General features: G+C 61.4%; 19 protein-coding genes. 4 read left to right on the top strand and 15 right to left on the bottom strand.

The genetic code is table 11. The annotated features are described in order from the left end of the window. Positions 1-201: 201 nt before the first annotated feature. Positions 202-1218, top strand: coding sequence for an ABC transporter ATP-binding protein (locus C8264_RS02595; RefSeq protein ID WP_108459364.1), 1017 nt, complete (start codon positions 202-204; stop codon positions 1216-1218). On the opposite strand, the gene C8264_RS02590 is transcribed toward C8264_RS02595, so the two are convergent. From C8264_RS02590 to C8264_RS02575, 4 genes are all read right to left on the bottom strand, one after another. Further along, positions 1215-2921, bottom strand: coding sequence for an ABC transporter permease (locus tag C8264_RS02590; RefSeq protein WP_245892903.1), 1707 nt, complete (start codon positions 2919-2921; stop codon positions 1215-1217). The two genes, C8264_RS02595 and C8264_RS02590, sit on opposite strands and share 4 nt — an antisense overlap. A 6-nt stretch (positions 2922-2927) precedes the next feature. Then, on the bottom strand, positions 2928-3902 hold the full coding sequence (locus C8264_RS02585; protein WP_108459363.1) for an ABC transporter substrate-binding protein: 975 nt from the start codon (positions 3900-3902) through the stop codon (positions 2928-2930). Between the two features lie 74 nt (positions 3903-3976). Next, a complete protein-coding gene (locus tag C8264_RS02580; RefSeq protein WP_108459362.1) occupies positions 3977-5368 on the bottom strand; it encodes a sensor histidine kinase in 1392 nt (463 codons plus the stop codon). After that, positions 5365-6033 carry a response regulator transcription factor gene (locus tag C8264_RS02575; protein ID WP_108459361.1) on the bottom strand — a complete coding sequence of 223 codons (669 nt, stop codon included), beginning with the start codon at positions 6031-6033 and terminating at the stop codon, positions 5365-5367. The genes C8264_RS02580 and C8264_RS02575 overlap by 4 nt, the downstream gene beginning before the upstream one ends. A gap of 150 nt (positions 6034-6183) precedes the next feature. Here C8264_RS02575 and C8264_RS02570 point away from each other — a divergent pair, with 150 nt between their 5' ends. Then, positions 6184-7359: an efflux RND transporter periplasmic adaptor subunit gene (locus C8264_RS02570; RefSeq protein ID WP_108459360.1), complete on the top strand. Its 1176-nt coding sequence runs from the start codon at positions 6184-6186 to the stop codon at positions 7357-7359. A 3-nt stretch (positions 7360-7362) separates the two neighbouring features. Continuing rightward, positions 7363-10554 carry an efflux RND transporter permease subunit gene (locus C8264_RS02565; RefSeq protein WP_108459359.1) on the top strand — a complete coding sequence of 1064 codons (3192 nt, stop codon included), beginning with the start codon at positions 7363-7365 and terminating at the stop codon, positions 10552-10554. 17 nt (positions 10555-10571) lie between these two features. Here C8264_RS02565 and C8264_RS02560 read toward each other — a convergent pair whose 3' ends face one another. The 8 genes from C8264_RS02560 to C8264_RS02525 all read right to left on the bottom strand — a co-directional run bounded on the left by C8264_RS02560 (position 10572) and on the right by C8264_RS02525 (position 17441). Then, a complete protein-coding gene (locus C8264_RS02560; protein ID WP_108459358.1) occupies positions 10572-10907 on the bottom strand; it encodes a cupin domain-containing protein in 336 nt (111 codons plus the stop codon). A 4-nt stretch (positions 10908-10911) separates the two neighbouring features. Beyond that, positions 10912-11673, bottom strand: a complete 762-nt coding sequence (kduD, locus tag C8264_RS02555; protein WP_108459357.1) for a 2-dehydro-3-deoxy-D-gluconate 5-dehydrogenase KduD — start codon at positions 11671-11673, stop codon at positions 10912-10914. Then, positions 11673-12515 carry a 5-dehydro-4-deoxy-D-glucuronate isomerase gene (gene kduI, locus C8264_RS02550; RefSeq protein WP_108459356.1) on the bottom strand — a complete coding sequence of 281 codons (843 nt, stop codon included), beginning with the start codon at positions 12513-12515 and terminating at the stop codon, positions 11673-11675. Before kduI ends, kduD begins: the two co-directional genes overlap by 1 nt. 8 nt (positions 12516-12523) lie before the next feature. Next, positions 12524-13264 carry a FadR/GntR family transcriptional regulator gene (locus C8264_RS02545; protein ID WP_108459355.1) on the bottom strand — a complete coding sequence of 247 codons (741 nt, stop codon included), beginning with the start codon at positions 13262-13264 and terminating at the stop codon, positions 12524-12526. 4 nt (positions 13265-13268) lie between these two features. After that, on the bottom strand, positions 13269-14552 hold the full coding sequence (locus C8264_RS02540; RefSeq protein ID WP_108459354.1) for a TRAP transporter large permease: 1284 nt from the start codon (positions 14550-14552) through the stop codon (positions 13269-13271). Between the two features lie 4 nt (positions 14553-14556). Beyond that, positions 14557-15084, bottom strand: a complete 528-nt coding sequence (locus C8264_RS02535; RefSeq protein WP_108459503.1) for a TRAP transporter small permease — start codon at positions 15082-15084, stop codon at positions 14557-14559. 151 nt (positions 15085-15235) lie between these two features. Continuing rightward, entirely contained in the window at positions 15236-16216 is a 981-nt protein-coding gene (locus tag C8264_RS02530) for a TRAP transporter substrate-binding protein (protein WP_108459353.1), read from the bottom strand. A gap of 190 nt (positions 16217-16406) precedes the next feature. Beyond that, positions 16407-17441, bottom strand: coding sequence for an Ldh family oxidoreductase (locus tag C8264_RS02525; RefSeq protein WP_108459352.1), 1035 nt, complete (start codon positions 17439-17441; stop codon positions 16407-16409). A 180-nt stretch (positions 17442-17621) separates the two neighbouring features. Here C8264_RS02525 and C8264_RS22045 point away from each other — a divergent pair, with 180 nt between their 5' ends. Next, the gene (locus C8264_RS22045) at positions 17622-17798 is read left to right on the top strand and encodes a hypothetical protein (RefSeq protein ID WP_162783424.1); all 177 of its coding nucleotides are present in this window, start codon (positions 17622-17624) and stop codon (positions 17796-17798) included. Here C8264_RS22045 and C8264_RS02520 read toward each other — a convergent pair. The 3 genes from C8264_RS02520 to C8264_RS02510 are packed head-to-tail and all read right to left on the bottom strand — an operon-like array spanning position 17776 to position 19981. After that, the gene (locus tag C8264_RS02520) at positions 17776-19143 is read right to left on the bottom strand and encodes a sensor histidine kinase (protein ID WP_108459351.1); all 1368 of its coding nucleotides are present in this window, start codon (positions 19141-19143) and stop codon (positions 17776-17778) included. The two genes, C8264_RS22045 and C8264_RS02520, sit on opposite strands and share 23 nt — an antisense overlap. Continuing rightward, positions 19140-19802, bottom strand: coding sequence for a response regulator transcription factor (locus C8264_RS02515; protein ID WP_108459350.1), 663 nt, complete (start codon positions 19800-19802; stop codon positions 19140-19142). The genes C8264_RS02520 and C8264_RS02515 overlap by 4 nt, the downstream gene beginning before the upstream one ends. Continuing rightward, a complete protein-coding gene (locus C8264_RS02510; RefSeq protein ID WP_108459349.1) occupies positions 19802-19981 on the bottom strand; it encodes a PepSY domain-containing protein in 180 nt (59 codons plus the stop codon). Before C8264_RS02510 ends, C8264_RS02515 begins: the two co-directional genes overlap by 1 nt. Positions 19982-20659 lie beyond the last annotated feature (678 nt).

Genomic DNA, 20659 nt, shown 5'->3' with positions numbered 1-20659 from the left:
GAGACGTTCGTAAACGGACGGTCAACGCAGCTGTCGTCCAATCGTCACAATTCGCCCAAAGGCCTTGCGCCGCTCGGCTCGTCGCTCACTTATGAAATTCTGATGACGTTTCAGCGCCTTGATGCCGAAGGGCTACCCTGAGCCGTGCAATCACTTGTGCCCTGTCGCAGGCTTGTCACATCGGGCCAGTATGGGCGCGCCATGACAACGATATCCCTTCAAGGTCTTGGTAAGACCTTCGGCGACGCTGCCGCCGTTCGCGATGTGTCCTTCGATCTTCCTGCAGGCTCCTTCACCGCGCTACTGGGCCCTTCGGGGTGCGGCAAGACGACCTTGCTGCGGTTGATCGCAGGCTTCGAGCAGCCCAGTGCAGGCACCGTGTCGTTCGATGGTGTGATCCTTGCTGATGCCAAGGGCATGGTTCCGCCCGAACGGCGCAATCTGGGAATCGTCTTTCAATCCTACGCTCTGTGGCCACATATGGATGTTGCCGCCAATGTCGCTTATCCGCTCCGCAGCCGTGGAATGCCCCGCCCCGAGATCGACCAGGCCGTACTCAGGGCGCTGACCATGGTTTCGCTTGGCGACTATGCGGCAAGGGGCGTGGATGGACTCTCCGGCGGCCAGCGCCAGCGCGTCGCCCTGGCGCGCTGTCTGGTCACGGGCACCAATGTAATCCTGCTCGACGAGCCGTTGGCGAATCTCGATGTGCATCTGCGTGCGGCCATGCTCGACGTATTCGCCGATATTCATCGAAAAACCGGCGCGACCATAGTCTTTGTGACCCATGACCAGTCCGAGGCGTTAGCGCTGGCAGATCGCATCGTCGTGCTTGACCGCGGCCAGGTGCAGCAGGTTGGCACACCCCAGCAGATTTATGCCCAACCGGTGAATGCCATGGTCGCAAACTTTGTCGGTCGTGGCAGTCTTGTCAGAGCAACGGTCGAAAACGGCACGGTCATGCTGGGAGGCAGGGTTGTTGCCGCGCGTGGTATCGCCGCGAGGTCCGTCACACTTCTGGTCCGGCCGGAGGCGGTTCGCCTGGTCGACGCCGGTATCGAAGTTTCCGTCCGCCGCACGCGCTATGCCGGCGCCCATTACGAGACGTGGCTGACCCTACCATCAGGCGACACGATCACGGCCGATCTTCCTTGCCGTTTGGAGATCGGCGCCAAGGCTCAAGTAGCAGTGGACGATGCGTGGATCGTTCCTGCCTAGCGCCAGGGCAATATACCCGGCGGCAGGCGCGGAGCCAACCGATCGAGCAGCAATAACAACCCGATGACCACCGCCACTGTGACCACGGCAATGGCCGATGCCTGTGTCGAAAGTCCCGCCTCCTCAAGTGAAAACAGGATGACCCCAAGCGTCTCGTTTCGATTGGACCAGAGCAGGGCCGAAACGGTCAACTCGTTGAAGGCGCTCATGAAGACAAGCAATGCGCCGGCTCCTGCGGCCGGCGCGGCCAATGGCAGGGTAATGGTCAGGAGCCGCCTGAACGGGCCGGCTCCAGCGGCGGCAGCGGCCTCACCCATCGCTTTTGGAATCTGCCCCAGAGCGGCATCGGTCGGTTTCACCGCAAGGGCGGCAAAGCGCATCAGATAGGCTGCGAGGATGATCCATGGCGTGTTGTAGAGGCTGCCGATTAGCGGCAATGGTCGCAGGAACAGCAGGATGCAGGCGATGGCCAGCACAATGCCCGGCAGCGCATAAGGCAGATCGACAAGGCCCTGCAGCGCCTGGCGCGGTCGCATGGGCATGCGCCGCAAGCCCATGGCCAAGGGCACTGCCACAAGCGCCAGGATCAGAGCGGCCAAGCCCGATAAATAGAAGGAATTGAAGAAGGCCCGAATGGTCGACGCCTGGCGAAACAACACCTCGGCATAATTGTCGAGCGTCAGCGTCGCAAGGCTGAGCCGGACACCATAGGCGGGCACCAGCGACGTTGTAACAAGCGCCAGCAGAGGCAAAACCAACGTCGCCCCGATCAGCACCAAGCCGAGTAAGCAGACAGGCCAGCGCCAGGCGCCAAGAGCAAAGCGGGCTGGAAGGCCACGGGAAATGGCAAAGTTGACCTTTCTTTGCCCGAAGGCCTGGACCAGAATACCGGCAATGGCGATGGCAGCAATCATCAACGACAGCATGGCAACTTGCGGCAGCACGCTTGGGCCGTTGCTCGCCAACTGCTGATAGATCAGCGTCGCGAGCGTGAGATAGTTTGCCGGCACGCCCAGCAGCGCTGGGATGCCGAAATTGCCCACGCCTGAGACAAAGGCGAGCGCCGCCGCAGCCACCACATAGGGCCAGAGCAAAGGCAGGATGACAGTCGCCACTACGCGCCACGGGGCCACACCGGCAGCCCGCGCGGCCTCCACATAGTCGCGCGGCAGAGCCGTCAGCCCGGCCCGAAGGGTGATGAAGACGATCGGAGCGTGCTGGATGCCGTAGAGAAGTATGATGCCGCCCCGTCCGAGCAGCGGATTGGGCGTGCCCGGGTCCGGCGCCAGGCCGACGGCTCCCAGTAGCGCGCTCGAAGGGCCGAGCAATTGCATATAGGCTAAAGCCGTGACCTGTGGCGCGATCATCAGCGGCAGCAGCAGGACGAAGCCTTGCAGGCGGCGCAGCGGCATGTCGGTCAGGGCCACGCAAAACGCGAACGGTCCACCGATCGCCAGCGCCATCAGGGCACCAACAAGCGCGGTGTCAACCGTGTTGAAAATGGCGCGTTGCGTCGTGCCGCGCATCAGGCGGGTGATGAACGGCTCAATGTCGAGACCGTCCATCCCGACAAGCGCTGTAACCATCAGCCGCCCCAGCGGTAGCGCTGCCAGCAAACCGACCGCCAGGGTCACCAGAACGGCCGGTGCGATGCGCCCGGCCGTTGCCAGCCGGGCTGCGCTTGTTGTCTCGGAAAGACTCAATTGGGATTACTGGCCGAAGATTTCCGAGAACTTCTCCTTGTTGTCGGCGTCGTTGGCGAGGGCCGCCGCTGCGTCATAGCCAAGCACCTGGATTTCCGAACGATTCGGATAGCCTTCGGGTAGAGCGATGCCATCGCGCGCCGGGATATACCCCTGGCTGGCGGCAAGCTGCTGGCCTTCTTCGGAGAGCAGGAAGTCCACGAAGAGCTTGGCATTGTTATGATTCTGGCCAGAGGCGAGAATGGCCACTGGTTCGGTTACGGCCGAAACACCTTCGGTCGGAAACACAAATTCGACGGGCGCGCCCTTGGCCGCTTCGCGGATCGGCATGTAGTCGACGATCATGCCATAGAGCTTTTCGCCCCCAGACACGGCGGTGAGAATGCCACCATTTCCGCCGGAGGCTTGGGCGCCATTTTCCGCAAGGGCGCTGTAATAGTCCCACCCCCCCGGCAAATTGTCTGTGAGCGTCACGGCGTGGATCATGGCGGCGCCGGAGGTCAACGGACTTGGCATCGCCACCTGGCCTTGGGCTTCCGGCTTGGTCAGATCATCCCAGCTCGTCGGGATCATGGTCGCTGCAGTGTTGTAGACAATGCCGGTAGTGATCAGCTTGGTCGAGAAATAGGCGCCATCTTCGTCATGCAGGCCCTCGGCATAGCCGGTCAGGTCGGCTTCGGGATAATCGAGCAACAGGCCCTCGGCCTTGAGACCTTCCATCGTGACGACGTCGGCGATCAGCAGCACGTCGGCCAATGGCGCGCCGGCTTCCAGCTCTGAGCGGAACTTGGCCATTATCTGCGGCGTGCCATCACGGACCCATTCGACCTCGACGCCGGGGTACTTGGCCATGAAGGCGTCTGCCGTTTGTTGCGCGTCGGTCTGGGGCTGGCTGGTGTAAAGAACCAGCTTGCCCTCCTGAGCGAATACTGGGGTCAGGGTTGTGGCAAGCATTAGGCCAGCTGCGATAAGAGCGCGCATCACGAGGTCTCCGACTTTTCCGCTGCGCCGGATGCACAACGATGGAGTCGGCCTTTAGCCGCGCCACTTAACGATTAGATGACATCGGCCTGGACCAAGCCCCCGCGCATGGGACTTCGTGGGTCGGCTACAGGCAGGGATATCTCGAACAGCGCGCCGCCGCCGGGCGCGTCGCCGACCGTGATCTGGCCACGGTGCCGGGTGACGATGTCCCGGACCAGGTTGAGCCCGAGCCCTGCCCCCTGATCAAGTGGTACGATGCGGTTGAATGGCTCGAAGATGGACTGGCGATGTTCCTCCGCAATTCCGGGTCCACTGTCGGCAACGCGCAGCGAGCCATCCCGCCCGACCCCAACCCGGATCGAGGTCTTGCTGCCTCCGTGAATGACCGCATTCTGGATAAGATTGACAATGGCCCGCGAGAGCGAGGCAGCGTCGCCGGTGACGGTGACGGTTTCCACTTCGGCGTCGAAAGAAATTTCGTCACCCGCCGCAATCGCCAGGGGTGCCATTTCAGCGGTGACCTGAGCTGCCAGATCAACCAGGTTTACAGGCTGAAGAATCGCCAGGTCCGCGTCGAGCCGTTGCAGGTCGAGCAATTGATTGGCCAGGTTGGCCAGCCGCGCCACGTCCAGCGTAAGCCGGCTGCGATGGCTGTCATCGGGCAGGAGTTCGATGCGCGTCTGGAGTATCGCAATGGGTGTACGCAATTCATGGGCCGCATCGGCGAGAAAACGTTGCCGCCGCTCCATGCCGTCGTCGAGGCGCTGCAAGGCGGCGTTGACCGCCCCAACCAGGGAATGGAGCTCCTCGGGTACATGCGCCGATGAAAGGCGGATTCCCCGCTGGTCGACGTCGATCCTGTCGGCCTCGGCCGCCACATGCGCCACGCCCCGCAACTGGCGCGTAACCACCATGGGAATGACCAGGAACGAGACCAGCGTCAAAAGCGAGAGCAAGCCGAGAAAGAGCGAATCGCCAAAGGTCGAAAAGAACGTCTTGTATCGTACCTCCGGGCCACCTCCGGTAATGATCCAGAGTTGTCCGGCATCGCTCTCGTGACGCCGCACTATGGCCGATGGTGCTTCCGTTGGACCGATATCGGCGATGTTGGCAGAGTTCAGGCGAGATAGATCGTCCAGGAGGCCATCGAGGTTTCCGGGCATAGTACCCATCTGCGTCCCATTGCCGTTGATGTCCGTGGCATAAAACCAAAACGAGGGATACTCGGCGACTTTCTCGCTGACCTCCTCGTCCAGCACAAGTTCCAACCCACCCGTCGCATTGCGCTGGATCGATTCGGCGATGTGCTCGATGATGCCATCGTCCAGCCCCTGCTCCCTCCGGAGCAGTTCAACGATCGGTATCGCGGCCACGCTGGTAAAAGCCACCAGCACCAATGCCTGCATTGCAACCATGCGCCAGGTCAGCCTGACTCGCAGGGACGGATAGTTCCACGGCTTCATGTTGCAGCTCGCAATAGGTAGCCAAGGCCCCGAATAGCGTGAATTTCCACCCCCGCTCCGCTCAGCTTGCGCCGCAACCGCGAGATATGAGCATCGAGCGAGTTGGAGGCGATCTCGTCATCATAGCCATAGACCGCCTCTTCCAGTGCGCTTCGTGCCACGGTTCTGCCCGTGCGTCGCACCAGAATTTCCAGTGCCAGCAACTCGCGCCGCGTCAGGTCCAGTGGCTCGTCCGCCACTTCGGCGTGGCGTGCGGTGAGATTAAACCGCAATTGGCCGACTTTGATCGAGCTTTCCCCGATCTGGGCAGGACGGCGCATGACGGCGCGCAGCCGCGCCAGCAGCTCGTCAGTGGAAAATGGCTTCGCCAGATAGTCATCTGCGCCAGTGTCGAGGCCGGCAACCCGATGCTCTGAGGAGCCGAGTGCCGATAGCACTATTATCGGCAGGCCCACTTGCTCCCGCCGCAGGAACGGGATCAGGGACAAACCATCGCCATCCGGCAGCTTGCGATCGAGCAGCACCGCGTCATGCAGGCCGCTGCGGCTGGCTTCCTCGGCAATCTCCAGCGTGGGAGCATGATCCACCACGATATCATGACGAATGAGTGCGGCGGTCAGTGCCGCCGCCATGTCGAACTCGTCTTCGACCAGCAAAATGCGCATCCGGTATTCCTATCCGATTTCTGCACAGTCTAGCGACAGACATTGCGGCTGCATTGCGCACACCGCGCAACGTTCGCGCAATGGAGCAGGATCATTGCTTGGCTCACAGGCCGGTGCTCGGCCATTCCCTGACCCCCATGCGAGGTTACAATGAACCCGTCCGAGAATACCTCCGAAAAAATCATCCTTGCCCCCGACCGGCGCAATGGCAGATGGTTCTGGCCGATCGTCATGCTGACGCTGGCGACCGGTGTCGCGTCCGTGCTGCTGGTCAACCAAATACCCCCCGCCCCGATTGCCGCCACGATCGACGCACCAGCGACGCCGCGTGCCATGCGCCTTCACCCCATTGAGCTCGTGACAGTGCAGCCACAACGCATCGAAGATCTGGTCAAGGTAACGGGCACCATCCACCCGGTCCAGGAAGCGGCCATCGCCGCGCAGGTCGGTGGGCTGGCGGAAACCGTGGCCGTGCGGCCGGGCGACCATGTCGATGCCGGGCAGTTGCTTGTCGAGGTGGGAACCACCGATCTGCAGCTGCAACTCGATCAGCAGCGCAGCACCATGGCGTCGAGCATCGTGCAACTGCGCGCCGCCGAAGCCACGCTGAATCGCACAAGGCAATTGGCCGACAAAGGATTGGCGGCGCAAACCACGCTCGATTCAGCACAAGCGGAAGTCGACAGGCTGACAGCCACCATCGCTACCCAGCAAAGCCAAGTGGCCCTGGCCGAGGCCAATCTGCTGCGGGCTCGGGTAGTGGCGCCATTTGCGGGCACGGTTGCTTCTCGCGACATCGAGCCCGGGCAGATCGTGAGCCCCGGCACCACCATGCTATCGATCGTCGATCTGTCCACGGTTCGCGTCGAAGTTGTCGCTGCGCTCAAGGATTCGGCGCGCATCGTCGCCGGAAAATCTGTTCGCCTCGCGGTGCAGGGCATGCCCGGTCAGCAGTTCACCGGCGTCGTAGATCGCGTGAGCCCCGTCGCAGAGGCAGGAACGCGGTCGATCAAGGTTTATCTCAACCTGGATAACGCTGAAGGCGTGTTGCGCGGCGGCATGTTCGTCACTGGCGAGATCGTCGTGCAACAAGACGATGACGTGATCGCCGTACCGGCAAATGCAATACACACCCGCGACGACGCGACCTATGTGCTCGCCATCGTCGACGACGTCGTTCATGAGCGCCCGATTGAAACCGGCACCAACTGGCCCACAACGGCACTTGTCGAGGCACGGTCTGGAGTAGCGGCAGGCGATGTCATCGTCGGCGCGAGCCTCTCGGGCCTTGTCGATGGCTCAGCCGTCATCATCGAAGGGAACTGAGCCATGTTCCTCACTTCCATCAGCGTCCGCCACCCGGTCTTTGCCACTATGATCATGCTGGCAATCATGGTGTTCGGCGTATCGGCCTATCGCAGCCTGCCCATCGAACAATATCCCGATGTGGACTTTCCCATCGTCGCGGTGTTGACCCCTTATACCGGCGCTTCCCCGGAAGCGGTCGAAACCGAGATCACCCAGCCGATCGAGGATGCCGTCAATACCGTGAGCGGCATCGAAGCGGTCACCTCCACCTCCAGCGCCGGCCATTCGACAATAGTGTTGGAGTTCACCCTCGAAACCGACGCGGCCACCGCCGCGCAGGATGTGCGGGACCGGCTGGCCGCGATTCTTGACCAATTGCCGGACGCCGCCGATACGAGCCAGGTGCTGCGCTTCGATCCTATCGCCAGCCCCATGCTCTCCCTGGCCCTCAGCAGCCCGACCCAGTCGGTGCTGGAGCTGACAACGCTTGCTAACGATATCGTCACCCCTGCCCTCACTGCCATTTCCGGCGTGGGCAGCGCCAACGTGGTCGGCGGTCTCGACAACCAGGTCAATATTGCCGTTGATCCGGACCGGCTCAATGCTTTCGGCATCGGCATAGGGGACGTCATCTCGGCCCTCCAGCAGGACAACCAGACAATGCCCAGCGGCTCCATCGTCGAAGGCATGCTTGTGCAGACCGTCCAGATCAACACCGAGGTGCCTTCTGTCCAGGGTTTTAACGACATCATCGTCGCCAGCAATGGCGGCGAGACCATTACCATCGCCGACGTCGCAACCGTCACTCAAGGCCCTTCCGATACCGAAGGCCTGGCGTTCCGCGATGGCGAACAGGCCCTGGCCATCGACGTGATCAAGATAGAGGGCGGCAACACCGTCGCCATCGCCCATGCCGTTGAAGAGGCGGTTGCCGAGTTGAACGACAATGGCAGCCTGCCCGAAGACGTGGTTATCGACGTGCTGCAGAATTCGGCCGAGCCGATCGAGCAGAATTTCGAGACCGTTCAGGCCACCCTGATCGAGGGTGCGGTGCTCGCCGTCGTCATCGTCTTCCTGTTCCTCAACTCCTGGCGATCGACCATCATCACCGGGCTCACCCTGCCCATCTCGATCATCGGCACCCTGACCGTGGTGAGCCTGCTCGGCTTCACGCTCAACATGATGACCATGCTGGCGCTGACCCTGTCGGTCGGCATTCTGATCGACGACGCCATCGTGGTGCGCGAGAATATTACCCGCCACCTGCACATGGGAAAATCCCATATCCAAGCGGCGCTCGATGGCACCAAGGAGATCGGGCTGGCGGTGCTGGCCACTACGCTGTCAATCGTTGCGGTGTTCCTACCGCTCGCCTTTATGGACGGGATCGTTGGGCGCTTTTTCCTGCAGTTCGGCGTCACGGTCTCGGTGGCCGTGCTGATTTCGCTGTTCGTCAGCTTCACGCTCGATCCGATGCTCTCCAGCGTCTGGTACGACCCTGACTCCCAGCCCGATGCGAAGCGTGGACCCATAGGCCGGCTGGTTGGCCTCTTCGATGCCGGCTTCGAAAAGCTCGCCCATCTCTATCGCGGCGTGCTGCGCTGGTCGCTTCGGCACCGGATCATCACCATGCTGGTGGCATTGATGTCCTTCGGCAGCAGCTTCCTGTTGTACCCCATGGTGGGTGTGGAATTCATACCCCCTGCTGACAACAGCCAGATCCAGATCGATCTCGAAACCCCCGCTGGCTCCTCCACCGATTACACCGCGGTCAAGGCTCATCAGGTGGAAGCGCTGTTGGCGGCGATGCCCGAAGTTGAAAGCACCTATACCAGCGTCAATGCCGGCACCGCCTCCAGCGAGAACCGCGCCGGCATCGCCGTCTCCCTGGTCGATCCCGGCGAACGCAGCAGCTCATCGCTGGAGATGACGGCTCCTATCCGCGAGGCGCTGCGCTCAATTCCCGGCGCCACCTTCGTGGTGACCGCCGGTGGCGGTCTCGGGGGTGGCGAAAGCCCCATCGAGGTCAAGCTTCTGGGGGAAAACCTCGATGGCCTGGCTTCGGCCGCGGCGCAGCTGAACGAGGCCATGCTGGCCATTCCCGGCATTGTCGATGTGGAGCTGAGCTTGCAGCAGGCCCAACCCATGCTCGACATCATAATGGACCGGCAGGCCGCGAGCGATTTGGGTATCGGCGTGCAAGAAACCGGTTCGGCCCTGCGCGCCATGCTGGGCGGCGAAACAGCGTCGGAATGGACCAATGAAGCGGGCGATCAGCTCGATGTCGTCGTGCGTCTGCCAGAAGAACTGCGGCAGAGTGCCGACGTGATCGGCAGCCTGCCCATTGCCCAAAGCCAGACCGAAACTCCGGTCGCCATCCGGCTCGACCAGATCGCCGAGGTCCGGCCCACCCTCGGCCCCAGCGAGATCCACCGCGAGAACCTCACTCGCCAGGTCACCATCAGTGCCAATATCGAGGGCGCCGTGTTGGGCGATGTTACCACCCAGATCGAGGCCGCCGTCGCCGCTCTCGATCTGCCCGCCGGCGTCAGCATCGCCCAGGGCGGCGATGGCGAGATGCTGGCCGATACGGTCGGCAGCATGGTCTCGGCACTGCTGCTCGCAGTGATCTTCATCTACCTGGTTTTGGCCAGCCAGTTCGGCAGCTTCCTGCAGCCCCTGGCGATCATGATGGCCCTGCCGCTATCGCTGGTCGGGGTGATGTTGGGCCTGATGGTGGGCGGTTCGACGCTGAACATGTATTCCATGATCGGCTTCGTCATGCTGATGGGCCTCGTGGTCAAGAACGCCATCCTGCTTGTCGACAACGCCAATCAGCACCGTCGCGACGGCGCAAGCCTGGTCGACGCTCTGATCGAGGCCGGCGGCACGCGCTTCCGCCCCATCGTCATGACCACGCTGGCAATGATCTTCGGCATGATGCCGCTGGCTCTCGCCATTCACGAGGGGAGCGACCAGAGCGCACCGATGGCGCATGCGGTGATCGGCGGGCTTATCAGCTCGACGCTGCTGACGCTGGTCGTGGTGCCGGTCATGCTGACCTATGTCGATGCGTTCTCGCGCTTCGTCGGTCGCTTCCTGCCGCGCTCCCCCGACCACCAGGAAACCCAGCTGCACCCGTGCAGCCAGTCGTCTGACGTTGCACCTCCACGGCGTCAAACAGCACTACACCCCGCTTCAAGCGGGGTGTAGTCGCTCCAGTCTTTGCTTCAAATGAAGTCCTGCCGCATCGGCGTGAAGACGTCGACCAGCCGTCCCGCTTCGAGCGCCACGACGCCATGTTCGAGCCCGCTCGGCACGATGAAGCTGCCGCCCTGGCCGACAATCTCGGTCTTGCCGGCGATGGTTACCTCGAAGGAGCCTTCGGCCACATAGCTGACCTGGATATGCGGATGGCTGTGCAGCGCGCCGACCGCGCCCTTGTCGAAGCCGAACTCGACCTGCATCAACTCCGGCGTATGGATCAGCACCCGGCGGCGATTGCCCGGCGCCAGTTCGGTCCACTCACTCGCGCCTGGTTGCGCAAAAACCTGTTGTTCGCTCATTTCATTACCTCGCGAGCCAGCCGCCATCCACCGGAATGACAGCACCGTGCATGTAGTTGGATGCCTTGGAGAGCAGGAACACTGCCGCGTCGCCAATGTCTGATGGTGCGCCCCAGCGTCCTGCCGGGATGCGCCCAAGAATTGCGGTGGACCGATCCGGGTCGGCGCGCAATGCTTCGGTATTGTTGGTCTCGATATAGCCCGGGGCGATGGCGTTGACGTTGATGGACTTGGCCGCCCATTCATTGGCCAACAGCCGGGTAATTCCCAGAACGCCGCTCTTGGACGCCGTGTAGCTCGCCACGCGAATGCCGCCCTGAAAACTGAGCATCGAAGCGATGTTGACGATCTGCGCCGGACGCTGCGCCTGCAGGGCCTTCCGACCCATCGACTGGCACAAGAAGAACATCGACTTGAGATTGACGTCCATGACGCTGTCCCAATCGTCTTCGCTGAAATCCACTGCGTCGACGCGCTTGATAATGCCGGCATTGTTCACCAGCCCATCGATCGGCCCATGGTCATCCCAGGCGGCATCGAACATCACCTGGGCTTCAGCGGTGGAGCCAAGATCGGCCTGAACCGGGATAAACTCGGCCCCGATCTCCAGCAAAAGCGCCGCTGTCTCCTCCATGCTCGATCGGCCCACGCCGATCACCTTGGCGCCCGCGCGCGCGACGGACAGGGCAATGCCCTGCCCGATCCCGGTGTTTGCGCCGGTGACCATGATGGTTTTACCGGCAAGGCTGAAGGCAGAGAGATCCATCACCGCAGATCTTCCATCGCCACCTTGTCGGCGTCGGTATAGTCGACATTGTCACCGGCCATGGCCCAGATGAATGTATAGGCGCCCGTCCCTGCTCCCGAATGGATAGACCATGGCGGAGAGATCACCGCCTGCTCATTGCGGACGATCAAATGGCGCGTTTCTTCTGGCTCACCCATCAAATGGACAACAAAGGCATCGGGCTTTAAATCGAAGTAGAGATAGGCCTCCATGCGCCGGTCATGCACATGGGCCGGCATGGTGTTCCACACCGATCCAGGCGCAAAGCTCGTCAGGCCCACGACAAGCTGGCAGGTCTGAACGCTATCGGCATTGACGAACTGGAAGATGGAACGCTCATTGGCCGTTTCGGCGCTACCAAGGTCGAGCCGCTTGGCGTCGCTCTGGCGGATCAGCTTGGTCGGATAGCTGGTGTGGGCAGGCGCGCTCAACAAATAGAATTTCGCCGGCTCGTTGCCAGCCGCGGACGAGAAAGTCACGTGCTCGTTGCCCTTGCCGATATAGAGCATATCGCGCGGGGCCAGCGGGAAGTCAGTGCCGTCCACCGAGATCGTGCCGGCTCCGCCAACATTGACGGCGATCAGTTCGCGCCGGTCAAGGAAGTTCACGGTCCCGGTCGGCTCGATACCGTCGAGGTCGAGCGGCTTGTCCCCCGGCATCGCGCCGCCGACGGCCATGCGGTCATAATGGGTATAGGTCCAGTTGACGCCCCCGAGCGTGAACAACTCCTCGATCAGGAAATGCTCGCGCAGTTCATCGGTGTTCATCGTTCCGGCGCTGACTGGATCGATGGCGAAGCGGATTTCGAAGTCGGTGCTCATGGCTGGTCCTAATTGGTCGGGTTTTCGTGACGCAGGCGGGTGCGATAACGCTCCTGGCTGAGTGAGAGATGATGGCGCATGGCCTCGCGGGCCCCCTCTGGGTCCTGCGCCGAGATGGCTTGCAGGATTTTGAGATGCTCGCGCTGCAGGCCCACTTGATATTCATAGGTCAGAACATTTTCCGTACCCCATGGCGATGCCACGTCGCACGGAATGGTCCGGCTGCCCAGCCCATCGAGCACATCAATATAGAACGGGTTGTTCGTTGCTGCTGCGATGGCGCGGTGAAAGGCAAAGTCGGTTTTGCCCGTCGGCGTACCGAGCTTCAGCAGCCGGTCGAACTCGTTCCATGCTTCCTGGATAGCCGCTTCCTGACTGGCGCTGCGCCGCATGGCGGCTAGGCCCGCGGATTCGATTTCGATGCCCATGCGGACTTCGAGCACGTTGAGGGCAACGGAAATCTTGTTCGAGTTTTCGAGGCCGATGGCGTTGAACGGATTGGCCGGGCGAGCGGTGACGAACACCCCTGCCCCCTGGCGTGACTGCACCATGCCGTCCGCCGCCAATGCGGCGATGGCTTCGCGCACCACGGTGCGACTGACACCGAAGATCACGGTCATCTGGCTTTCCGTCGGCAGCTTGCCCCCTGCCCTGTACTCCCCGGCATTGATGCGCTGACGCAGCGTATCGATGACCAGGTCGGCAAGCTTGGGCCGGCGCACGGATGGGGTGCTTTCGACGATGCTCATCACCTTATCCCCTGAACAATGCCGGCAACCAAAGCGACAGAGCCGGAATGTAGGTGACCAGACCCAGCACCACGATGCCGGCCAGATAGAAGGGCCAGACGGATTTCATGGCTTCCATGACGCTGATCTTGCCGACGGCGGCGGCCACGAACTGCACCGGCCCGAGCGGCGGCGTATTCAGTCCGATGCCCAGGTTCAGGATCATGATGACCCCGAAATGTACCGGATCGACTCCAAACGCCTTCACCATCGGCAGGAAGATGGGCGTGGTGATGATGATTAGCGGCCCCATATCCATGAACGTGCCAAGCAGCAGCAGCGCGATGTTGATCATCAGCAGCACCAGCAGCGGGTCCGAGGAGATCGTGGCCATGCCGGCAGTCAGGAGGGTTGCAACCTTGAGATAGGCCATCAGCCAGGCAAATGATGCGGCGGCTCCAATGATGAACAGCACCATGGCCGTGGTCCGCACCGCGCCGAGCACAGCGTGCACGAACTCGCCCCAGTCGAGCGAACGGTAGATCAGCAGCGTCACCAGCAACGCGTAGATCACCGCAATGCAGGAGCTTTCGGTAGCGGTAAAGATGCCCGAACGAACGCCACCGAAGATGATGGCGATCAGCATCAGGCCGGGAATGGAAACAAGGAAAAAATACCCCGCCTTGCGAAAGCCCGGAAAGGCCTCCGTGGGATAGCCGCGTTTGACGGCTACAATATAGGCCGTGACGCTGAGCGCGGCAGCCAGCAGCAGCCCGGGAATGATTCCTGCCGTAAACAGATCGGCGATGGAGATATTGCCGCCACCCGACAGCGAATAAATGATCATGTTGTGGCTGGGCGGCAGCAACAGGGCGATCAGGGCCGCCATGGACGTGACGTTGACGGCATAGTCGGCGCCGTATCCACGCTGCTTCATCTGCGGGATCATGATGCCGCCGACGGCTGCCGCTTCTGCCACGGCGGAGCCCGAAATGCCGCCAAACAGCGTCGAAGCCGCAATATTGACCTGCCCCAATCCGCCTCGGACGTGACCGATCAGCGAGCCCGCGAACGAGATGATGCGCGCCGCAATACCGCCGCGCATCATCAGGTCGCCCGCAAAGATGAAGAAGGGAATAGCCAGCAGGCTGAACGCCGACACGCCGGAGTTCAATTGTTGGAACACCACGATAGCGGGCCGGCCCAGAAAAACGATGGTCGCGAGGCTGGCGATGCCCAGGCAGTATGCGATGGGGGTGCCGATCACCATAAGGACGGTGAAGACGCCAAAGAGGATCCAGTATTCCATAAACTCAGGCCTCGGTGATTGTTGGGTCGGCAGCGATGTCGTCGACCGGTTCACCGGCAAGGCGCAGCAACAAGCGCTCAAGCGAGAACAGGCACATCAGCACGCCCGAAACCACGACAGGAAAATAGGTGAAGCTTGTGGGCAGCCCCAGCACGGGGATACGCGTGGACCAATAGCGGATGGCCAGTTCACCACCAAAATACACCATGCCGCTGGCAAAGCCGAACACGCAGATGTCGCTGATGGCGCGCAGCCAGGGCTTGGCACCGGGCGGCAGGACATAGAGCAGCACGTCGAACCCCATGTGGAAGTTCTCGCGCACGCCAACTGCCGCACCCAGGAAAATGAACCAGGTCATGATCATTATTGAGCCAGCCTCGGTCCAGGCGGGCGAGGCATTGATCACGAACCGCATGAACACCTGATAGGCGACAACGGCAGTCATGGAGACCAGACCGATCCCGGCTAGCCAAAGTGCGACATTCGAAATCCGCCCCAGCACGCGGCTGATCGGTAGGAGCCAGGTTGTCATGGTGCGTTCCAACAAAGAGCCGTTTTTGACGGCGTTGCTATCGGCCAAATCGTGGCGCGAACTGCTGTTCCGTGACCTCATGGCGACAAGAGCGCCATGAGGCCAATTCGGGATCGAATGGCGGGCGCCCAAAACGCCCGCCGCTTTGCAATTAGCCTTCGGTAGCCTGGATGCGGGCAACAAGATCCTGCAGGGCTGGATCCGTGACGTACTTCTCGTACACCGGCTTCATCGCCTCGATGAAGGGGGCCTTGTCGACGGTATTGATCTCCGCACCAAGGGCTTCCACAGCGGCCTTGGATTCAACTTCCTTGGCAGCCCAGAGCTCGCGCTGCTTGGCAACGGATTCCTTGGCAGCTTCACGGAACAGTGCCTGATCTTCAGGAGTAAGTCCGTCCCACACAATCTTGGAGATCACCAGAACTTCGGGCACCATCAGGTGCTCGTCCAGCGAATAGTACTTCGCCACTTCCGCATGACCGGCAGTGTCATAGCTCGGGTAGTTGTTTTCAGCGCCGTCGATAACGCCGGTCTGAATGCCCGAATAGACTTCGCCGTAGGGCATGGGCGTCGCGTTGCCGCCAAATGCCGCCACCATATCCACGAAAATGTCGGACTGCATCACGCGCATCTTCATACCAGCCATATCGGCGGGCGTGGTGATCGGCTTTTCGCTGTTGTAGAACGAGCGTGCGCCGCCATCATAGTACGCCAGTGCCACGACATCGACCTTGTCGAACGCGGCTAGGATTTCTTCGCCGATCGGACCATCCAGCACATTGTGGAAGTGCTCGGCCGAACGGAAGATGTAAGGCAACTGGGTAACGGTGGCTTCTGGCACCTGGGTGCCGAACGCACCGATGGAAATGCGGTTCAGGTCGATCACGCCGAACTGCGTCTGTTCGATCGTGTCCTTTTCCTCGCCCAGCTGGGCAGAGTGGAACACTTCGACCGAGTAACGGCCATCGGTCTTTTCGCTCAGCAATTCACCGAAATGCTTTACGGCTTCAACAGTCGGGTAGCCATCCGGATGCGTATCGGACGAGCGCAGCACTGTCTGGGCGCTGGCCGTCGAGAGCATCAGGGATGTAGCGACGAGCGCCGTCGCAGCCAGTTTAGGCAGATGAAACATAAGGAGTCCTCCCAATATCGTCCGCACTGTTCATCCTCCACGACGAACAATACCCCGCGCTGACAAGCAACATCAGCAAGGCCGCGCTCACGCGCTTTCGGGACAGTGAGGGAACCTAAAAAGACGAGTACATGAAGTCAACATACAAACTCGCAAACTCATATGATAAGTTTCGAGGATATTGCTGCGGCTAAAAGCGCAGGAATTTCGCGGTGTCTGGATCAATAGGAACACCCTCGCGGTCCCGCCGATCCATCTCCTCCCATTCGCGATCCCCAGGCGCCATCACACGGCCATCTGTGCGTATCTGTGCGCCGCGCAACGCTGTCAGATAGCTCTGAATGGCGAGACCGAACAGCGGAGCGCCGACGAATTTGCCCGGGTCGATTACCATCACAAAGTGCCCCATGTTCCTGGGATACTTGATATTATCGCCCCCATACATGGGAATGAAATCCGGATCGAGCGTGGTCCCGGTGAGAAGCGCAGAGAACAGCGTCGCCACTCCGGCAAGCCCCGCGCCCTTGTAGCCGTATTCTTCACCGCCCAGCGGCAGCAGCATTTCGACCTTGTGCGGGTCCGTCGTCGGCTCTCCCTTGGCATCGGCCGCAACGCCCTGCGGCAGCGCGCTCTCCAGGGATCGATGCAGAAGCACCCGGTTCATGGGAATGGAGGATGTTGCCATGTCCAGCAGCCAGGGACGTCTATCGGGTACCGGTGCGGCAAAGGCCAGCGGGTTGGTGCCATGGAATCGCTGCGCACCCTCGAACAGCGTCACCATCGCATCGGTGTTGGTGGTCGCGAAGGTGATGAACCCCTGCTCGGCTCCCGCCACGGCATAGGCTCCAGCCGCGCCCAGATGGGATGAGTGTTCGACCCCCACGCCGGCGATCCCCGTCTCGCGGGCGATTTCAATGCCGGTCTCGACAGCCGCATAGGCGGCATAGTGCCCAAGACCATCATTGCCGTCGATCATCGCGCTCGCTGCAGCCGTGCGGCGAACCTGAAGCTTGGGGTTCCGGTTGAGGCGGCCACCGCCGAGCATATTGCAATAATGCTCGGTAAGCCGCACGCCATGACTATCAACACCCACGCGCGAAGCATGCATCATGGCCCGCACCGCGGCCTCTGCCGACGCTGTACTCGCCCCGGCAGCCGTCAACGCCGCCAAGGCACGGCTTGAGAGTTCATCCTTCGGAACAGCTATCTGCTTGTCATTGTGCATGGTTCTTCGCGCTCCTGGTGGAATCCGGCCGGCAAGGATCACCTTGGTATATCCAATAGGCAAGGGGCCAGCGTTAACTCCAGGCCCCACCCTCGTCCAAGCAGTCCAGGTCTGGCGCTTATGTGACTGATTCTGTTATCAATTTGTCATGTAACTTATCGGCCGCGCGTGAAACCATCGATGACCCGCAGCATTATCTATCCGGCAACTGCAAGGAGAACAAAAATGCTGATGATCATGATCCCAGTGTGCATTCTGGTGGCGAGCCTCGCAGGTGCCGGCCTTATAGCGAGTGCACAAACCGCCCATGACGAGGCGGATGAAATGTTCCCGGCTAATCCGACAGAGGCAAACTGACCGCCTCTGCCAAAGGGAGCTGAATGGTTACGCTCAACCCACCGATCTGCGCCCGGCTGAAGTGCATCTGTCCCATGTTTATCTCAACGATCTCGCTGGCTATGGCGAGGCCGAGTCCACTTCCAGGGCGCGCTTCGTCCAACCGCCGCCCCCTGATCCCCAGTTGCTCCAATTGGTGCTCTGGAACACCCGGTCCGTCATCGCTGATTTCGAGCCTTGCGACGCCCCCTGCCCGCGTTGCGCGGATCACGACGCGAGTAGCGGCCCATTTGGCAGCGTTTTCCAGAGTCACGCCGACCAGTTCCATCAGGTCCTGACGGTCCACATCGACCCAGCAATCATCCTGCAGTTCCGCCACCCAGTGCAGCGCCTCGCCTCGCCCGGTCTTCTTGAGGACAGTCACCGTGCGCAGCACAGCGCTGTCCAGCGATGAGCGGGCAGTATGGGCAACAGTGCGCATGCGCAGGGAAGACAGGCGCATCTGATAGTCCACCCGCTCCGACATCTCGAAGGCAAGGTCCTGGATCAAGGCGGCGTCTTCCTCATTGCCCTTCTCGCGCAAACGCTCGGCTATGCCATAGAGAGCGGCCAATGGAGTCTTCAGCCCGTGCGCAAGGTCCGACGCGCGGCTTCGTGCCCTCTCCATGGTGGCATCACGCACGCTGAGCAGCTGGTTTACCTCCTCGATCAGTGGCCCCAGTTCCGCCGGAAACTTGCCTTGCAGGCGCGCATGCGTGCCGCGGCGCACGTTTTCAATCGCCAATTGCACACGTTTGATCGGCGCCAGCCCAAACCTGAGCAGCACCCAGGCGGCAACGAGAATGACCGCACCCAACAAAAGCAGGAGCTTGCTGGCGTCTGCGGTAAAACTGGTGATGATCGCATGCGTGGGGTCGTGCTCTTCGCCAGCAGTCGCCAGAAACGAGCGCACGCCCTGCTCGCCCTCCACGTCAAGCTTGCGGGTCATCAGCACGAGATGCCGCCCATCGGGCAACTCCACATGGCTCATCCCCTCCTGGGCCGGTTCAATGGCAAGCACGACATCCCACAGCGAGCGAGACCGCGTGATTTCCCCATTGTCGAGCGCCTGAATCTGCCAGTAGCGTCCCCCTAGGGGCGTAGCATAACGAGGATCAGGCAGTGGCGCGCTCAGCGCCGGCACGGCCTCCTCGGGTTCGATGCTGGCCGCCAAGCGGGTCAGCGCCGCCGAAAGATTGTCCCGAGTGCCCTGCTCGACATTGATCGTGAACAGGTACTGCAGCACGAACGCTGCCCCGACCAACGACAGGACCACCCACACCGTGGCCAGGCCCATCAGCCGCCAGCGCAGCGATTGCAGGATCAAAATCCATCACCGAGCGTGTAGCCAAATCCGCGACGGGTCTTGATTACGTCCTTGCCGAGCCGCTTTCGAACACGTCCCACCAGAACTTCGACGGCGTTGGAATCCCGCTCGTAATCCTGGCTATAGATGTGCTCAGTGATTTCAAGCTGGGAAACAACGCGCCCCCGGTGGTGCACCATATACGCGATGAGCTTGAACTCCTGCGGCGTCAGCTCGATCGGCAGGCCATCGGCGCTAACCTGCATCGTGCGCATGTCCAGCTGATAAGGTCCGAACATGATGCGGGAAGAGGCGTGCCCGCTTGCCCTACGTACCAGCGCCCGCAAGCGTGCGATGATCTCAAGCACGTGGAATGGCTTTACGACGTAATCGTCGGCCCCAGCTTCGATACCATCAACGCGCTCTTCCCACTGCCCTCGAGCCGTCAGGATCAGGACCGGCACCGTCCGTCCAGCACTGCGCCAGCGCTTGAGTATGGTCAGCCCATCCATCTGCGGCAGGCCGAGATCCAACACCACCGCGTCGAAATTCTCGCTGTCACCGCGGTACCAGGCGGATTCGCCGTCACGCTCCCGATCGACGGCGAAGCCAGCCTTGCTCAGCGCGGAGACCAGCGTTTCGGCAATCCGGTCATCGTCCTCAGCCACCAGGATCCGCATCAACCACCCCCGACCCGTCGGCCGGTCCGGGCATAATAGTATTCGGTGCTGACACGCCCGCTGTCGGATAGAACCTTCACTGCATAGAGCAGGAAGCCGTTAGCCGTCATCAATTGGGCATCGATCATCTCGCCAGCGGCGCGGGTATTAAGCTCATCCACGATGGTCGTGAGCGGCACGGCTCGCCCCGCTTGCACGGCGCCCAGGGCAGTCTCCTCGGATCTGCCGGCAGGTGTGGCGATCCCCGGTCTTGCCGGGTCGATAGCACGGGAAGCGGACCTGCCACTGTTCGACTGCGCATTGGGGGCGGCGCTGTCAGCTGCGCCGCCATTGCCGTTGTCATTGCCACTCTGGCCGGCATTGCCGTCAGCATTTTGGCCCGAATTGCCATTGCCGCTATTACCGGAGCTACTGTTCCCACCAGAATTTCCGCTCTCAGCAGAATTCCCGCTCCCACCAGAACTCCCGTTCCCACCAGAATTCCCGCTCCCACCAGAATTCCCGTTCCCACCAGAATTGCCATTCCCAGACGCACCGGAATTGCCGCTCCCGCTCCCACCCGAATTTCCGCTTCCACTACCGCTGGAATTGCCACTATCGCTGGCGTTGGAACTGCTGTTCCCGTTGCCATTGCCGCCACCATTCCCGTCGGAGTTGCCATTCCCCTGCGCAGCAACAGGCGAGGCGAAGCATAGGCTCGCCGCGATGAAACCAACGATGAACAGGCGCCAGGACATTGCGTCTTGTACTGCCATCCAGCTGACAATTCACTGACAAATTACCTCACGCGGCCGTCAGTGGCGAGGTGCTACACCATAGGCGTTGACGTTCAAATTCCCATGCGGGTTTCGTCGCGT

This window comes from Devosia naphthalenivorans (genome assembly GCF_003056355.1).
GTDB classification, from domain to species: Bacteria; Pseudomonadota; Alphaproteobacteria; order Rhizobiales; family Devosiaceae; genus Devosia; species Devosia naphthalenivorans.
This window is presented reverse-complemented; position numbering and strand designations above follow the sequence as displayed.

What these genes read in the sequence shown, in the direction of transcription:
- C8264_RS02530 (WP_108459353.1), bottom strand. Translation starts at nt 16,216, where the DNA reads ATGTTTCATCTGCCTAAACTGGCTGCGACGGCGCTCGTCGCTACATCC.
- C8264_RS02580 (WP_108459362.1), bottom strand. Translation starts at nt 5,368, where the DNA reads ATGAAGCCGTGGAACTATCCGTCCCTGCGAGTCAGGCTGACCTGGCGC.
- C8264_RS02545 (WP_108459355.1), bottom strand. Translation starts at nt 13,264, where the DNA reads ATGAGCATCGTCGAAAGCACCCCATCCGTGCGCCGGCCCAAGCTTGCC.
- C8264_RS22045 (WP_162783424.1), top strand. Translation starts at nt 17,622, where the DNA reads ATGACCCGCAGCATTATCTATCCGGCAACTGCAAGGAGAACAAAAATG.
- C8264_RS02535 (WP_108459503.1), bottom strand. Translation starts at nt 15,084, where the DNA reads ATGACAACCTGGCTCCTACCGATCAGCCGCGTGCTGGGGCGGATTTCG.
- C8264_RS02595 (WP_108459364.1), top strand. Translation starts at nt 202, where the DNA reads ATGACAACGATATCCCTTCAAGGTCTTGGTAAGACCTTCGGCGACGCT.
- C8264_RS02565 (WP_108459359.1), top strand. Translation starts at nt 7,363, where the DNA reads ATGTTCCTCACTTCCATCAGCGTCCGCCACCCGGTCTTTGCCACTATG.
- C8264_RS02560 (WP_108459358.1), bottom strand. Translation starts at nt 10,907, where the DNA reads ATGAGCGAACAACAGGTTTTTGCGCAACCAGGCGCGAGTGAGTGGACC.
- C8264_RS02515 (WP_108459350.1), bottom strand. Translation starts at nt 19,802, where the DNA reads ATGCGGATCCTGGTGGCTGAGGACGATGACCGGATTGCCGAAACGCTG.
- C8264_RS02575 (WP_108459361.1), bottom strand. Translation starts at nt 6,033, where the DNA reads ATGCGCATTTTGCTGGTCGAAGACGAGTTCGACATGGCGGCGGCACTG.
- C8264_RS02585 (WP_108459363.1), bottom strand. Translation starts at nt 3,902, where the DNA reads ATGCGCGCTCTTATCGCAGCTGGCCTAATGCTTGCCACAACCCTGACC.
- C8264_RS02525 (WP_108459352.1), bottom strand. Translation starts at nt 17,441, where the DNA reads ATGCACAATGACAAGCAGATAGCTGTTCCGAAGGATGAACTCTCAAGC.
- kduD (WP_108459357.1), bottom strand. Translation starts at nt 11,673, where the DNA reads ATGGATCTCTCTGCCTTCAGCCTTGCCGGTAAAACCATCATGGTCACC.
- C8264_RS02540 (WP_108459354.1), bottom strand. Translation starts at nt 14,552, where the DNA reads ATGGAATACTGGATCCTCTTTGGCGTCTTCACCGTCCTTATGGTGATC.
- kduI (WP_108459356.1), bottom strand. Translation starts at nt 12,515, where the DNA reads ATGAGCACCGACTTCGAAATCCGCTTCGCCATCGATCCAGTCAGCGCC.
- C8264_RS02570 (WP_108459360.1), top strand. Translation starts at nt 6,184, where the DNA reads ATGAACCCGTCCGAGAATACCTCCGAAAAAATCATCCTTGCCCCCGAC.